Raw genomic sequence first — 13,710 nt, 5'->3', positions numbered from 1 at the left:
AGGCCCATCTGACGGGCTAGTATCGCGAGACCATCATCATGGCGAGCGCGCGGATTTCGCCCGGGCTCGCCCTTCCTAATGCGTCGATTCTGGTCACTGCTGCTGCTCACCTTTCTCGTTGCCGCGTGTTCCAGCGCGCCGCAACGGACATCGCGCGCGCCGGGCGAATCGACTGCGAGCGCCGCGAACCGCACGTTCGCCAAACCATCGGGCTTCCCGAATTTCGTCGATCACAGCGTTGGGCAAGAAGAAATCTCGATTCAGGCAATGTCGCTCGTCGGCGTGCCGTACCGCTGGGGCGGCAACACGCCGGAAGCCGGTTTCGATTGCAGTGGCCTGGTCCGGTATGTGGTTGATCGGGCGGCATCGGTCAATCTGCCGCGCACGACTGCCGACATGAGCTCGCGCGGCGAGTCGATCGAGCCGGACGAAGTGGCGCCCGGCGACCTGATTTTCTTCAATACGACCGGACGCGCGCACTCGCATGTCGGGATTTATGTGGGCAAGCTGCGCTTTGTCAACGCACCGTCCACTGGGGGCACCGTTCGCCTCGATTACCTGACGAACCCGTACTGGGCGAAGCGTTTCGATGGCATCCGCCGCGTCGCGCCGCCGAAAGCCGCGCCAACGCCATTCGATTCGCCGACGTATCTGGCCTCGCCGGTTCCCGTACCCGCTGATAGTGGATCGGGCCGTTCATCGCAGATGCAGGTTGCAACGATCAGCGGCAGGACCGCGCCAGGCGCTGACGCGTTCGAACCACCGCCGCCCGCATTGTCCGCGGCTCAGCGGCAAGCGCAATCCGCCGGCGCAGTTTCACCCGCCATGGCGAGCGTGAGCCCGGGTGCCGATCCTTTCGAACCGCCACCGCCCGCGCTTTCCGCCGCGCAACGCCAGTCGCAATCGGCAAATGCAAGCTCACCGGCACGCGCGCCGCAGACGGAATCGAGTGCGATCGCTGCGGCATCGAATTCGCCGGATCCAATCGCGGCCGCGGCCGACGCCTTTGAACCGCCGCCGCCGACTGCCCGCCTCGCCGCCCAGCAAGTGCGCGCAGTGCAGGAACAGCAGCCGTCGTCCGTGTCCCGCATTCCTGCCTCGGATCCCGCCGTCCACGTAATGCGCGCATCGACGAATCCGCTCACGCCCACACGCCCCGCCCCCGCCGAAGATCCCATCGCCAAGTTTGCCAACGGCAGCTACTGAGCGCCTTCAGCTTATCGACTGACGCGCACGTCCCGGTGGCCTCTGCTATCGTGTGTAGTTCACCGGTTCCAGGCGCAGAACAATCGCAATCAGCCTCAATAAGGAGTGAGCTCATGGACTTGGGACTTGCGGGCAAAGTCGTTCTCATCACGGGCGGCAGCAAGGGTATTGGCTTCGCATGCGCGCGAGCATTTGCCGCAGAGGGCGCGCGCGTCGCGATCGTCTCCCGCGATGCAGCAAACCTCGCACGCGCGCGCGAACAACTTGCACAGGACGGCCATCACGTGCATCTCGCGCGCGCCGATCTTCACGAAGCGCACAGCGCGCAGGACGTGGTGGAAGAAGCCACAAGCGCGCTTGGGCCAATCGATATTCTCGTGAACTGCGCGGGCGCGGCGAAACGCTACGACCCCGATCTGCTCGATGCCGACGCCTACAAAGCCGCAATGGAAGCCAAGTACTTTACGTGCATTTATCCGCAACAGGCCGTGCTGAAAAAAATGGCCGAGCGCGTGAAAGCCGACCCGAAAAGCGAACCGGGCGCGGTGGTTAACATCATCGGAATGGGCGGCAAGATCGCGAGCGATATCCATATCGCCGGCGGCGCGGCGAACGCGGCGCTGATGCTGGCGACAGTCGGTCTCGCGCATCATTATGCAAAGCTCGGGATCCGCATCAACGCGATCAATCCGGGCGCGACGCTGACGGAACGCGTGGAGGAAGCACTCGCGCTGGAAGCGCAGCGCGAAGGCATTACGCGCGACGAAGCGCTGGCTCGCAGCCAGGCAAAAGTGCCGCTCGGCCGATACGCGAACCCTGATGAAATCGCCAACGTGGCTTTGTTCCTGGCGAGCCGTCAGGCGAGCTATGTATCGGGCGCGATCATTCCGATGGACGGCGTTGGCGCACCGCTCATCTGAAAACATAAACGAAAACGGGCGACTTCGGTCGCCCGTTTTCTCAAACCGTGTGGCTGGCCTGATGCTTTAGAAAAAGTGCCGTCCAAGCCACCATGCGCCCGCGGCCATCACAGCCGATGCCGGGATCGTCAAGATCCACGCCCACACAATATTTCCCGCCACGCCCCATCGAACCGCGCTGAACTTCTGTGTGGCGCCCACGCCAACAATCGCGCCCGTGATCGTATGCGTGGTCGATACAGGAATGCCTAGGAACGAAGCCACGAACAGCGTGATAGCCCCGCCCGACTCCGCGCAAAACCCGCCAACCGGCTTGAGCTTCGTGATCTTCTGCCCCATCGTGCGGACAATGCGCCAGCCGCCGAACAGCGTGCCCAGTCCCATCGACAGATAACAGCCGCCAATCACCCAGATCGGCGGTGCGTCCGCCGTGGCCGATGCATAACCCGCTGCAATCAGCAGCATCCAGATAATGCCGATGGTTTTCTGCGCGTCGTTGCCGCCGTGCCCAAGGCTGTACAGTCCCGCCGATACAAGCTGCCAGCGCCTGAAGCGCCGGTCCACCTTGGAGGGTGGCGTGCGGAAATACATCCACGAGACGATCAGCATGAAAAGCGATCCGAGCACGAAACCCAGCAGCGGCGAAATGAAGATGAACGAGACGGTCTTGAGCAAACCGTCCATGTTGAGCGAGCCCCAACCGGACTTGGCCCACGCGGAACCCATCAAGCCGCCGATCAACGCGTGCGATGAACTCGACGGAATGCCGTAGTGCCAGGTAATGATGTTCCAGCCGATAGCCCCGACCAGCGCGCCGAAGATCACATACTGATCGACGATGGCCGGGTCGATGGTCCCCTTGCCTACAGTCGCCGCGACCTTCAAATGGAAGATGAAATACGCGATGACGTTGAACGCCGCGGCAAACGCGACAGCCTGCTGGGGTTTCAGCACGCCGGTGGAAACGACTGTTGCAATGGAGTTGGCGGCGTCGTGAAAGCCGTTCATGAAGTCGAAAACCAGCGCGACCACGACGAGCGTAATGACAGCCCAGAGGGCGAGTTGAATCGAATGCATCGTTTATTGGATGAGTGGCGCGGCTGAGATCAGGCGTTTTCCAACACGATGCCTTCGATGATGTTCGCAACATCCTCGCATTTATCGGTGATCGTCTCGAGCAACTCGTAGATTGCCTTCAGCTTGATCAGCGTCTTGACGTTGTCCTCTTCGCGGAAGAGCTTGGACATGGCCGAACGCAGCACGCGGTCCGCGTCCGATTCCAACCGATCGATCTCTTCGCAAATTTTGAGAATCTCGCTCGCGCGTTTCATGTCGGCGAGAAGTTGCACAGCTTGCTGCACCCGTTCGGAAGTTGCCGTGCAGATATGCGCAAGCTGGCTCATTTCCGCAGTCGATTCGCGCACGTCGTAGAGCGAGATTGCCGTGGCCACGTCTTCCATCAAGTCCAGGATGTCGTCCATGGTCGTGATGAGCTTGTGGATTTCGTCGCGATCGAGCGGCGTGATGAAGGTCTTGTGAAGCAGGTCGATGGTTTCGTGCGTGAGCTTGTCAGCACGTTTTTCGTTCGTCTGGACATTCTGCTTATGGACTTCCATCTGGTCCATGTTGTCGATCAGCAGTTCGAGTTCGTGGCTCGCGTCGACGATGCACTTTGCGTGCGCATTGAAGATTTCGAAAAATTTGCCCTCGGTGGGCATGAATCGACCGAACATGAAAATCCCGGAAAGTGGCTCAAGGTGGCGCTGACATAAAACTGCCACATTGTACCTTCGCGGGGACGGCGCCGCACTCCGATTGGGGTCAATCGTAGCACGGCTGCACAACACATTTCTTAATCGCTATAGAAGTTCTGCGCGCCGGCAAAATTCTCGAACTTCGTGTATTGGCCCTGGAACGTGAGCCGAACAGGGCCGATCGGGCCATTTCGCTGCTTGCCGATAATGATCTCGGCCGTCCCTTTATCCGGGCTGTCGGGGTTGTAAACTTCGTCGCGGTAGATAAACAAAATGACGTCTGCATCCTGCTCGATAGCACCGGATTCGCGCAAATCCGACATGATCGGGCGCTTGTTCGGCCTCTGTTCCAGCCCACGATTAAGCTGCGATAGCGCGACAACGGGGACATCGAGTTCTTTTGCGAGGCTTTTGAGTGAACGCGAGATTTCTGAGATTTCCGTTGCCCGGTTTTCGCCACCCGAGCCGGAGCCCGACATGAGCTGCAAATAGTCGACAATGATCAAACCAAGCTTGCCGCATTGCCGCGCCAGACGCCGCGAGCGCGAGCGCAACTCCATTGGATTCAGGCCGCCGGTTTCATCGATAAAAATCTGCGCCTCGCTCATTTTTTGCACCGCGTGCGTGAGCTTCGGCCAGTCTTCGTCAGTAAGACGGCCGGTACGCATTCTGTGCTGGTCGAGCCTGCCGACCGAACCCAGCATACGCATGGTCAACTGCGTGCCCGGCATTTCCATTGAGAACACAGCAACCGGCAGACCATATTCAACGGCCACGTATTCGCCGATGTTCATCGAAAACGCGGTCTTGCCCATGGAAGGCCGCCCCGCCACGATGATCAGCTCGCCGCCGTGCATGCCAGAGGTCATCCGATCCAGATCGACAAAACCGGTTGGCGTACCGGTAACGTCGCTGGGATTCGCCGTGTGATACAGCGTGTCAATGCGCTCGACGACTTCCGTCAGAAGCGGCCCGATTTCGAGAAATCCTTGCGTGCCGCGCGCGCCGCTTTCCGCGATGGAAAACACCTTGGCCTCGGCCTCGTCCAGCAACTGGCGAACTTCCTTGCCTTGTGGATTGAAGGCATCGGCGGAAATTTCGTCGGCGACCGAAACCAGCCTGCGCAAGACCGCCCGGTCGCGCACGATTTCCGCGTATCGGCGAATGTTCGCGGCGCTCGGCGTGTTCTGCGCGAGCGCATTCAGATAGGCAAGACCGCCGACTTCCTCGGCCTTGCCCGTATTCGTCAGCGCCTCGTAGACCGTGATCACATCGGCCGGGCGCGTGGTCGCGATCAGCTTGCCGATCGCCTCATAAATGATCCTGTGGTCGTAGCGGTAGAAATCGCTGTGCGACATCAGGTCCGCTATGCGATCCCACGCGGCGTTGTCGAGCAACAAGCCGCCGATGACGGACTGTTCGGCTTCGATGGAATGCGGCGGGACCTTCAGCGCATCCATTTGCGGATCTTTCGAGGGTGCGTTCATGGCGGCAATTATCGGCGAAATGGCGAGGCGGCGGGCGATCAGAAACAAAAAAGGCGGGAACCGTTGAGAGTTCCCGCCCTTCTTTTTACAGCCGGACTACGTGCTTTGACTTTGCATCAGCGCCGGAGAAATCCCGGCTGACTGGAAGCTTTAAGCGTGCTCGCCGAGCACCGACACCGTCACGTCGACAATAACGTCTGTGTGCAGTGCGATCTGGACGGCGTGATCGCCAACCAGCTTCAGCGGGCCGTCGGCCAGGCGCACTTGCGACTTTTCGACTTCTGCCAGACCTTGCTTCTTCAGCGCGTCGGCGATATCCGCGTTCGTCACCGAACCGAACAAACGGCCGTCGACGCCAGCCTTCTGCGAGATCTGAACGGTTGCGCCGCTCAGCTTTTCGCCTTGAGCCGTAGCGGCCGCCAGCTTTTCAGCAGCAACCTTTTCCAGGTCGGCACGGCGCACTTCGAATTCCGCGATTGCGTCCTTCGTTGCACGGCGAGCCTTCTTGCCCGGGATCAGGAAGTTACGTGCGTAACCGTCCTTGACCTTCACGATGTCGCCGAGGTTGCCCAGGTTGACGACTTTTTCCAAAAGAATGATTTGCATTTGGCTTTTCCTTATTGCGTCGTCTGATTAGGCCTTGTGCAGGTCGGTGTACGGCAGGAGCGCGAGAAAACGAGCGCGCTTGATAGCCGTGTCGAGCTGACGTTGGTAGTGAGCCTTCGTTCCTGTCAGACGAGCCGGCGTGATCTTGCCGTTCTCACCAACGAAGTCCTTCAGCGTTTCCGTGTCCTTGTAGTCGATGTATTCAACACCGGCAGCCGTGAAACGGCAGAATTTCTTGCGCTTGAAGAGCGGGTTTTGTTGCTGACGACGTTTGTCGAATTTCTTACCAGTCGGGCGGGGCATGTTCAGTCCTTTCCAATATCCTGCAATTCTGTGATGTGAAACACCAGGGTTCGCGCGTTGCGGTTTTTCTTGGCCATGAAGCCTGTAAAGAGCGTTTCAACGCCCATTGCAAGGCTTTCCAGCTTGCCGCTCGCAGCACCGGCCGCTACCGCTGGAAGCGTCAGTTCGATTTGACGGGCAATGCCCGCTTCGACAACTTCCGTGCAGTGATGCAACGTGCAGCTTGCTATGGGGACGCCGGCGGGGGTGTACCGCACCGGTTCGCGTTCCACGACGCTTGCTGTCAGTTGCAGCCGGTTCACTTGAATCCTGGTGGCTTGACGCCTCTGAGAGGTATCCGAGGTGTCTCGAGGTGTCTATTAAGCCTGCGCTTCAGTTGACGGCTGGCTGGCCGCCTTCTTGGCTTCTTCGCGGTGCACTTCCTTCATCATCGGCGACGGGCCGGTTTCGGCCTTCTTCATCTTGACGATCAGGTGGCGCAGCACTGCGTCGTTGAACTTGAATGCGTGTTCCAGCTCTTCCAGGGTTTCCTGGCTGCATTCAATGTTCATGCACACGTAGTGAGCCTTCGCGAGTTTCTCGATCATGTAGGCAAGCTGACGGCGGCCCCAGTCTTCGATGCGGTGGATCGAACCACCGTGCGACGTGATCGTGGTCTTGTACCGTTCGATCATGGCGGGCACTTGCTCGCTCTGATCCGGATGCACGATAAATACGATTTCGTAATGACGCATTGTTACTCCTTGAGGATATAAAGCCACCCGGGCGTCGGACCGGTGCGGCAAGAGAGAAGCCAACGATTATAGCGGGATATGGACGCGCTCACAACTGATTTAGGTCTTTTGCGCTTTAGTTCCGCTGTGTTTTCAATGGCTTAGGTTCCGGCCCTGCGTGGTGCGCGGGTTGATGCGATCGGCGCTCATCGGCTCCAGTAGTCCGGCTGCGCGTAGACTTTCTTCAAATAATCAATGAAGTAGCGCACTTTTGCCGGCACATAGCGCTGCTGCGGATACACCGCGAGGATGTCGTAGTCCGGCAACGCGAACTCATCCAGCACGGTTTCCAGTTCGCCCGCCGCGAGTTGCCGCTGGATCTCCCACGTGGAGCGCCAGCCAAGCCCGTGGCCCTCGGACACCCATCGGTGAAGCAATTCGCCGTCGTTGCAATCCAGGTTTCCGGAGACGCGCACCGTCGCCAGCTTGCCGTTGCGGCGAAAATACCAGCCGCGGTTCTGGCCGCCTTGCAGGTTGAAGGCGAGACAGTTGTGGCGCGGCAGGTCGTCGAGCGTTTTCGGCTTGCCGTGCTTCTTGAAATACGCGGGTGTGCCGCAGACCACGCGATGGTTTTCGGCGAGTTTCACCGCCACGAAGTTCTGGTCCACCGCGCCGCCAATCCGGATCGACAGGTCGTAACCTTCGCGAATCAGGTCGGCCACGCGGTCGTTCAGATTGAACGACATCTGCAACGCGGGTTTGTCGGCGAGAAAAGCCGGAGCGTGCGGCGCGACGTGCATCCGCCCAAAAGCCGCGGGCGCCGAGACAATCAGGTGGCCGTCGACCGTGCGCTGGCCATCGGCGAGTTCGTTTTCCGCCTGGTTCCAGTCGGCAAGCAGCCCGCGGCAACGCTCCAGGAACGCGGCGCCTTCCTCGCTGACCACCAGCCGGCGCGTCGAGCGGTACATCAGTTTGACGCCGAGGCGCTTTTCCAGCGCATCGATACGCCGCCCCAGAATCACCGGCGACACGCCCTCCTCCAGCGCGGCCGCGGCGAGGCTGCCAGCCTCGGCGACTTTCACGAACGTCTCTATCTGCTTGAATCGATCCATTTTTCTGTCTCCGTTGCCCCATCCGTTCCATACTTTTTGTATCGGATCAAACGACTCTGGCTGATCTTATCAACACTCCGGCATACGCATAAAGTCCGTTAAACGACGTTTCGCCATGGCGGGACACAGCAAACACCAAGTGGATGGAGACAGTCATGACAAAAATGCGAGCTGTAGACGCAGCCGTTCTGGTGCTGGAGAAAGAAGGCATCGAGATGGCGTTCGGTGTGCCGGGCGCGGCGATCAATCCGCTCTACTCCGCGTTGCAGCGGGCCGGCAGTATTGGCCACGTACTCGCGCGGCACGTGGAAGGCGCGTCGCACATGGCTGAAGGTTATACGCGGGCGTCGCCGGGCAATATTGGCGTATGTATTGGCACGTCGGGACCGGCCGGCACGGACATGATCACCGGCCTGTATTCCGCCCAGGCCGATTCCATTCCAATTCTCGCCATCACGGGGCAGGCGCCGCGCGCGCGGCTTTACAAGGAAGACTTCCAGGCCGTCGATATTGAGTCCATCGCGAAGCCTGTGACGAAATGGGCTGTCACGGTGCGCGAACCGGCGCTTGTGCCGCGCGTATTCCAGCAGGCCTTTCACCTGATGCGCTCGGGCCGTCCGGGGCCGGTGCTGGTCGATTTGCCCATTGATGTGCAACTCGCCGAAATCGAATTCGATATCGATACGTACGAACCCCTGCCCGTCTACAAGCCAAAAGCCACGCGCGCCCAGATTGAAAAAGCGCTGACGATGCTGACGGCGTCGGAACGGCCGTTGATCGTGTCGGGCGGCGGCGTGCTGAACGCGGCGGCTGAAGACCTGCTGGTCGAGTTCGCCGAACTCGTGAACGTGCCGGTGATCCCGACGCTGATGAGCTGGGGCGCGATTGCCGACGATCATCCGCTGATGGCCGGTATGTGCGGCCTGCAAACGGCGCACCGCTACGGCAACGCCAACATGCTTGCTTCCGACTTCGTGCTGGGCATTGGCAATCGCTGGGCGAACCGCCATACCGGCAGTGTCGAGGTCTATACGAAGGGCCGCACGTTCGTGCACGTGGACATTGAACCGACGCAGATCGGCCGTGTATTCGGACCGGATCTCGGCATTGTCTCCGACGCCAAGTTCGCGCTCGAACTCTTCGTGGAAGTAGCGCGCGAATGGAAGGCCGCGGGCAAGCTGAAGGATCTCGGCGCGTGGGTGGGCGAATGCCAGGAACGCAAGCGCACGATGCATCGCAAGACGCACTTCGACAACGTGCCAATGAAACCCCAGCGCGTGTACGAAGAGATGAACAAGGTCTTCGGCCGGGACACGTGCTACATCTCGACTATCGGCCTGTCACAGATTGCGGGCGCGCAATTCCTGCACGTGTACAAGGCGCGCAACTGGATCAACTGCGGTCAGGCCGGCCCGCTCGGCTGGACGATTCCGGCGGCGCTCGGCGTGCGCGCCGCAGACCCGCAACGGCCGATCGTCGCGCTTTCGGGCGACTACGACTTCCAGTTCATGATCGAAGAGCTTGCGGTCGGCGCGCAGTTCAGGCTGCCTTATATCCACGTGGTCGTGAACAACTCGTACCTCGGCCTGATTCGTCAGGCGCAGCGCGGCTTCGACATGGACTATTGCGTCCAGCTCGCGTTCGAGAACATCAACGCGCCGGATCTGAATGGCTACGGTGTCGATCATGTTGCAGTCGCCGAAGGTCTCGGTTGCAAGGCGATGCGCGTCTTCAAGCCGGAGGACCTGGCTCCCGCTCTCCGCAAAGCCGAGGGAATGCTGGCGGAGTTTGGCGTGCCGATCATCGTGGAAGTGATTCTGGAGCGCGTGACGAACATCGCGATGGGCACGGAAATCGACAACATCAACGAATTCGAGCCGCTCGCAGAAACCGAGCAGGATGCGCCGACCGCCATTGCATCGACATCGAACGCCTGAGTGCCTGAGTATTAGTCTGAAAGCCGTCTGAGAGAGTAGAAACCATGCCGAAATTTGCCGCAAACCTGACAATGCTGTTCAACGAAGTGCCCTTCCTCGACCGCTTTGCAGCGGCGGCGGAAGCGGGCTTCGAAGCGGTGGAATTCCTCTTCCCGTACCCGTATTCCATTGCGGATCTGCGTCAACGTCTGGACGACAACAATCTGCAAATCGTGCTGCACAACCTGCCCGCGGGCAATTGGGAAGGCGGTGAGCGTGGCATCGCGTGTTTGCCGGATCGCAAGGAAGAGTTTCGCGAAGGCGTGTCTAAGGCAATCGAATACGCGAAGGCGCTGAAAGTGCCGCAACTGAACTGCCTGGTGGGCATTCCTACGGCATCGGTCAGCCGCGAGGAAGCGCGGGCGACGATCGTCGAAAACCTGAAGTTCGCGGCTGACGCGTTGAAGAAAGAAGGCATCAGGCTCCTGGTCGAGCCGTGCAATCACTTCGATATCCCCGACTTCGCGCTGAACAAGTCGCAGGAAGGACTGGACGTGATTCGCGATGTCGGCTCGGACAACCTGTTCCTGCAGTACGACATCTATCACATGCAGCGCATGGAAGGCGAACTGGCGGCGACGATCAAGCGCAACCTGCCATCGATCGCGCATGTTCAACTGGCCGATAACCCCGGCCGCAACGAACCGGGCACGGGTGAGATCAACTATCCGTTCCTGTTCTCGCTGCTGGATTCGATTGGCTATCAAGGCTGGATTGGCTGCGAATACAAACCGCGTGCAACGACCGAAGCCGGCCTCGGATGGCTCACGGAACTCGCTGGCTGGAAGAACGCGCGCGCGGCGGCCTGACGCCCTGGCCCACACTATCTGGAGGAGACACACGTAATGGCAACAATCGGTTTTATCGGACTCGGCATCATGGGCGCCCACATGGCGCGCAACCTCAAGAAAGCCGGCCACACGCTGGTACTTAATGGCGCATATCCGGTGCCCGACGATCTGCGCTCGCTCGGCACGGTGGCCGGCAATTCAACGGAAGTGGCGCGCGGCAGTGAAATCATCGTCCTGATGGTGCCGGACACGCCCGATGTGGCCAATGTTCTCTTCGCCGACGACGGCGTGGCAAAAGGGCTTGAGAAAGGCCAGCTCGTGATCGACATGAGCTCCATCTCGCCGCTCGAAACGCAGGCCTTCGCCAAGAAAATCAACGCGCTCGGCTGCGATTATCTCGATGCACCCGTTTCCGGAGGCGAAGTCGGCGCGCGCGAAGCAACACTCACGATCATGGTCGGCGGCCCCGAAGCCGCGTTCGAACGCGCGAAGCCGCTGTTCGAAGTGATGGGCAAGAACATCACGCTCATCGGCGAAAACGGCGCGGGGCAAACGTGCAAGGTCGCCAACCAGATTATCGTGGCGCTCAACATCGAAGCGGTGGGGGAAGCGCTGCTGTTTGCATCGAAGTCGGGCGCCGATCCTGAGCGCGTGCGCAAGGCGTTGATGGGCGGCTTCGCGGCATCGCGGATCCTGGAAGTGCACGGCGAACGCATGACCAAACGCACATTCAATCCGGGCTTCCGGATCGAGCTTCATCAGAAGGATCTGAACCTCGCACTGGAAAGCGCCAGGAAGCTTGGACTCGCATTGCCGCATACGGCGAGCGCGCAGCAACTGTTCAGCGTGTGCGTGGCGAACGGCGGACGCGAGTGGGATCACTCGGGAATGGTGAAGGCGCTGGAACTGATGTCGAATCATCAGGTTACCGAAGGAAATTGAATTGCTGAAAACCGGCTGATCTCCGGTGGGTTGCAAAAAGTGTAATAACGTTGGGTCCGTCTAGCGGCGCCCGGCGATGACGTGGAAGCCTTGGTCGGTCAGACGTCATTGCCGGGTGTCCGCCTGCCGGATCTTTTTTTGCTTTTGATTCGTTGTGTTGTTCCGTGCTTTTGTTTTACATCGTGTTCATCGACACAGTATTACAACTCCTGCCGTGAAGTCCGCGAACTAAGCCTGGGGCTACGCGACTAAGAAGCTCGGCTCGACTGGGCCGCTTCACCGGTTAATACAGGAGTTGCAACATGGGCATGTTCAGTTTCATCAAGGAAGCAGGCGAGAAGTTATTCGGCGCCGTGTCAACAACGGCATCGGCCGCACCAGCAGCGCCGGACGTGGCGGCGCTCAACAAGACCGCCGGAGACGCCATCGCGGCGTATATCCGCACTCAAGGCCTCAGCGCCGACAACCTCCAGGTCGCCTTCGACGGCGCCTCGCATACGGTCACGGTCAGCGGGCAAGCCGCCGATCAGGCGACGAAGGAAAAGATTCTCGTCGCCGCAGGCAATGTGCAGCACGTCGATAAAGTCGACGACCGCATGACCGTATTGAATCCCACGCCGGCTTCACAATTCCATACGGTTGCCGCAGGCGACAATCTCTGGAAGATCGCAACGAAGTACTACGGCAATGGCGCGAAAAACGATGTGATTTTCGAGGCAAACAAGCCCATGCTCAGCAGCCCGGACAAGATCTACCCGGGACAGGTCCTGCGCATTCCGCCGCTAGCTTGAACGATTGATTTTGTTGATGAAAACGCGAGCTTCGGTTCGCGTTTTTATTGGAAGTCAGTAGGTATCGAAGACGCTTTGCATGTCTTTTGGCGGCGTTCCCGCCGCCAGCGCCAGCATCAGCAGCACGCGCGACTTGTACGGGTTCAGGCTCCCCGCCGTGATCGAACCCAACGCGTCGTCCGGAGCCGCGCCGTTGCGCATCACATGACCCGAACCGACTCGCGACGAACGCACGACCGCTACCCCTTGCTTCGCGGCATCGGCTACGGCTTGTTGCAAGGTTGAATGAATCGAGCCGTTTCCCGTGCCCGCGATCACCAGCCCTTTTACTCCGGCAGCGAACAGGGCATCCACAGCCACTCGCGATACGCCCGCGTAACTCGCCACGATCTCGACCGTCGGCAAATCAGCCGCGATCTGAAATGGCGTCTGCAACGTATGCGGCCTCACGACCGTGCGCTGATATTCAAGCTGACCATCCTGCACCCAGCCCAGCGCGCCGCCTTCGGGTGAACGGAAAGCATCGACCGCATAGGTGCTGGTCTTGACCACGTCGCGCCCGCTGTGGATCTGGTTATTGAATGCGACCAGCGCGCCCTGTTTCCACGACGCCTTGCTCGCCGCCACCGTGACTGCGTTGAGCAGGTTGAGCGGGCCATCGGCGGATAAAGCCGTCGATGGCCGCATGGCGGCCGTCAGCACAACCGGCTTGTCGCTTTTTACAGTGAGATGCAGCAAGTACGCGGTTTCTTCGAGCGTATCCGTGCCGTGCGTGATGACGACACCGTCAATGTCGTCCAGCGCGAGCAACGCATTCACGCGCGCACACAAGGTCGCCCAGAGTGTCGGCGTCATGTCCTTGCTGTCGATGCTCGCCACTTGCTCCGCGTGAATCCGCGCGACTTGCGACAAGGACGGCACGGCATCGAGCAATTTATCGACACCGACAACGCCCGCCTTGTACCCGGAAGTTTTCGCGGCGTCACCCGCCTCGCCAGCGATGGTTCCGCCGGTGGCAAGCACGGCGATTCGTGGCAACTGAAGTGGCAAACCAGACGGCGATGAAGCGTGTAAGGAGTTCATGCCGCAATTGTAGCGGAGCCGGTTTA

General features: G+C 59.9%; 15 protein-coding genes. 6 read left to right on the top strand and 9 right to left on the bottom strand.

Going from position 1 to position 13,710, the window contains the following annotated elements; genetic code table 11:
- The first annotated feature begins 78 nt into the window (after positions 1 to 78).
- Positions 79 to 1,206 (top strand): NlpC/P60 family protein, encoded by a 1,128-nt coding sequence (locus ACRWA7_RS24015; protein ID WP_438396542.1) that lies wholly within the window; start codon positions 79 to 81, stop codon positions 1,204 to 1,206.
- Between the two features lie 113 nt (positions 1,207 to 1,319).
- The gene (locus tag ACRWA7_RS24010) at positions 1,320 to 2,126 is read left to right on the top strand and encodes an SDR family NAD(P)-dependent oxidoreductase (protein ID WP_438396540.1); all 807 of its coding nucleotides are present in this window, start codon (positions 1,320 to 1,322) and stop codon (positions 2,124 to 2,126) included.
- Between the two features lie 66 nt (positions 2,127 to 2,192).
- On the opposite strand, the gene ACRWA7_RS24005 is transcribed toward ACRWA7_RS24010, so the two are convergent.
- The 8 genes from ACRWA7_RS24005 to ACRWA7_RS23970 all read right to left on the bottom strand — a co-directional run bounded on the left by ACRWA7_RS24005 (position 2,193) and on the right by ACRWA7_RS23970 (position 8,101).
- Complete coding sequence (locus ACRWA7_RS24005; protein ID WP_060857155.1) at positions 2,193 to 3,203, bottom strand: inorganic phosphate transporter; 1,011 nt, start codon at positions 3,201 to 3,203, stop codon at positions 2,193 to 2,195.
- 29 nt (positions 3,204 to 3,232) lie between these two features.
- Positions 3,233 to 3,859 carry a DUF47 domain-containing protein gene (locus ACRWA7_RS24000; RefSeq protein WP_056353092.1) on the bottom strand — a complete coding sequence of 209 codons (627 nt, stop codon included), beginning with the start codon at positions 3,857 to 3,859 and terminating at the stop codon, positions 3,233 to 3,235.
- Positions 3,860 to 3,978: 119 nt separating this feature from the next.
- A complete protein-coding gene (locus ACRWA7_RS23995) occupies positions 3,979 to 5,367 on the bottom strand; it encodes a replicative DNA helicase (protein ID WP_060857247.1) in 1,389 nt (462 codons plus the stop codon).
- A 150-nt stretch (positions 5,368 to 5,517) separates the two neighbouring features.
- Positions 5,518 to 5,973, bottom strand: a complete 456-nt coding sequence (rplI, locus tag ACRWA7_RS23990; RefSeq protein ID WP_060857154.1) for a 50S ribosomal protein L9 — start codon at positions 5,971 to 5,973, stop codon at positions 5,518 to 5,520.
- A gap of 27 nt (positions 5,974 to 6,000) precedes the next feature.
- The gene (rpsR, locus tag ACRWA7_RS23985; protein ID WP_060857153.1) at positions 6,001 to 6,276 is read right to left on the bottom strand and encodes a 30S ribosomal protein S18; all 276 of its coding nucleotides are present in this window, start codon (positions 6,274 to 6,276) and stop codon (positions 6,001 to 6,003) included.
- A gap of 2 nt (positions 6,277 to 6,278) precedes the next feature.
- A complete protein-coding gene (gene priB / locus ACRWA7_RS23980; RefSeq protein ID WP_056353084.1) occupies positions 6,279 to 6,578 on the bottom strand; it encodes a primosomal replication protein N in 300 nt (99 codons plus the stop codon).
- Positions 6,579 to 6,635: 57 nt separating this feature from the next.
- Positions 6,636 to 7,010: a 30S ribosomal protein S6 gene (rpsF, locus tag ACRWA7_RS23975; protein WP_056353082.1), complete on the bottom strand. Its 375-nt coding sequence runs from the start codon at positions 7,008 to 7,010 to the stop codon at positions 6,636 to 6,638.
- Between the two features lie 185 nt (positions 7,011 to 7,195).
- On the bottom strand, positions 7,196 to 8,101 hold the full coding sequence (locus ACRWA7_RS23970) for a LysR substrate-binding domain-containing protein (protein WP_438396537.1): 906 nt from the start codon (positions 8,099 to 8,101) through the stop codon (positions 7,196 to 7,198).
- 155 nt (positions 8,102 to 8,256) lie between these two features.
- Here ACRWA7_RS23970 and gcl point away from each other — a divergent pair, with 155 nt between their 5' ends.
- The 4 genes from gcl (at position 8,257) to lysM (ending at position 12,601) form a co-directional block, all read left to right on the top strand.
- Positions 8,257 to 10,038: a glyoxylate carboligase gene (gene gcl, locus ACRWA7_RS23965; RefSeq protein WP_438396535.1), complete on the top strand. Its 1,782-nt coding sequence runs from the start codon at positions 8,257 to 8,259 to the stop codon at positions 10,036 to 10,038.
- A 44-nt stretch (positions 10,039 to 10,082) separates the two neighbouring features.
- Positions 10,083 to 10,886, top strand: a complete 804-nt coding sequence (hyi, locus tag ACRWA7_RS23960; protein ID WP_438396533.1) for a hydroxypyruvate isomerase — start codon at positions 10,083 to 10,085, stop codon at positions 10,884 to 10,886.
- Between the two features lie 36 nt (positions 10,887 to 10,922).
- Positions 10,923 to 11,810 carry a 2-hydroxy-3-oxopropionate reductase gene (gene glxR / locus ACRWA7_RS23955; protein WP_438396532.1) on the top strand — a complete coding sequence of 296 codons (888 nt, stop codon included), beginning with the start codon at positions 10,923 to 10,925 and terminating at the stop codon, positions 11,808 to 11,810.
- 302 nt (positions 11,811 to 12,112) lie between these two features.
- Entirely contained in the window at positions 12,113 to 12,601 is a 489-nt protein-coding gene (gene lysM / locus ACRWA7_RS23950) for a peptidoglycan-binding protein LysM (protein ID WP_060857148.1), read from the top strand.
- A 54-nt stretch (positions 12,602 to 12,655) separates the two neighbouring features.
- On the opposite strand, the gene ACRWA7_RS23945 is transcribed toward lysM, so the two are convergent.
- Complete coding sequence (locus tag ACRWA7_RS23945; protein ID WP_438396530.1) at positions 12,656 to 13,684, bottom strand: asparaginase; 1,029 nt, start codon at positions 13,682 to 13,684, stop codon at positions 12,656 to 12,658.
- Between the last annotated feature and the right edge of the window lie 26 nt (positions 13,685 to 13,710).

Source organism: Caballeronia sp. DA-9, assembly GCF_051615025.1.
GTDB lineage: Bacteria > Pseudomonadota > Gammaproteobacteria > Burkholderiales > Burkholderiaceae > Caballeronia > Caballeronia sordidicola.
This window is presented reverse-complemented; position numbering and strand designations above follow the sequence as displayed.

Bases quoted from the DNA above. Each gene is read 5' to 3' on its own strand.
- ACRWA7_RS24000 (WP_056353092.1), bottom strand. From the start codon at position 3,859: ATGTTCGGTCGATTCATGCCCACCGAGGGCAAATTTTTCGAAATCTTC.
- rplI (WP_060857154.1), bottom strand. From the start codon at position 5,973: ATGCAAATCATTCTTTTGGAAAAAGTCGTCAACCTGGGCAACCTCGGC.
- ACRWA7_RS23970 (WP_438396537.1), bottom strand. From the start codon at position 8,101: ATGGATCGATTCAAGCAGATAGAGACGTTCGTGAAAGTCGCCGAGGCT.
- ACRWA7_RS24005 (WP_060857155.1), bottom strand. From the start codon at position 3,203: ATGCATTCGATTCAACTCGCCCTCTGGGCTGTCATTACGCTCGTCGTG.
- gcl (WP_438396535.1), top strand. From the start codon at position 8,257: ATGACAAAAATGCGAGCTGTAGACGCAGCCGTTCTGGTGCTGGAGAAA.
- ACRWA7_RS23945 (WP_438396530.1), bottom strand. From the start codon at position 13,684: ATGAACTCCTTACACGCTTCATCGCCGTCTGGTTTGCCACTTCAGTTG.
- ACRWA7_RS24010 (WP_438396540.1), top strand. From the start codon at position 1,320: ATGGACTTGGGACTTGCGGGCAAAGTCGTTCTCATCACGGGCGGCAGC.
- lysM (WP_060857148.1), top strand. From the start codon at position 12,113: ATGGGCATGTTCAGTTTCATCAAGGAAGCAGGCGAGAAGTTATTCGGC.
- glxR (WP_438396532.1), top strand. From the start codon at position 10,923: ATGGCAACAATCGGTTTTATCGGACTCGGCATCATGGGCGCCCACATG.
- rpsR (WP_060857153.1), bottom strand. From the start codon at position 6,276: ATGCCCCGCCCGACTGGTAAGAAATTCGACAAACGTCGTCAGCAACAA.
- ACRWA7_RS24015 (WP_438396542.1), top strand. From the start codon at position 79: ATGCGTCGATTCTGGTCACTGCTGCTGCTCACCTTTCTCGTTGCCGCG.
- rpsF (WP_056353082.1), bottom strand. From the start codon at position 7,010: ATGCGTCATTACGAAATCGTATTTATCGTGCATCCGGATCAGAGCGAG.
- hyi (WP_438396533.1), top strand. From the start codon at position 10,083: ATGCCGAAATTTGCCGCAAACCTGACAATGCTGTTCAACGAAGTGCCC.
- ACRWA7_RS23995 (WP_060857247.1), bottom strand. From the start codon at position 5,367: ATGAACGCACCCTCGAAAGATCCGCAAATGGATGCGCTGAAGGTCCCG.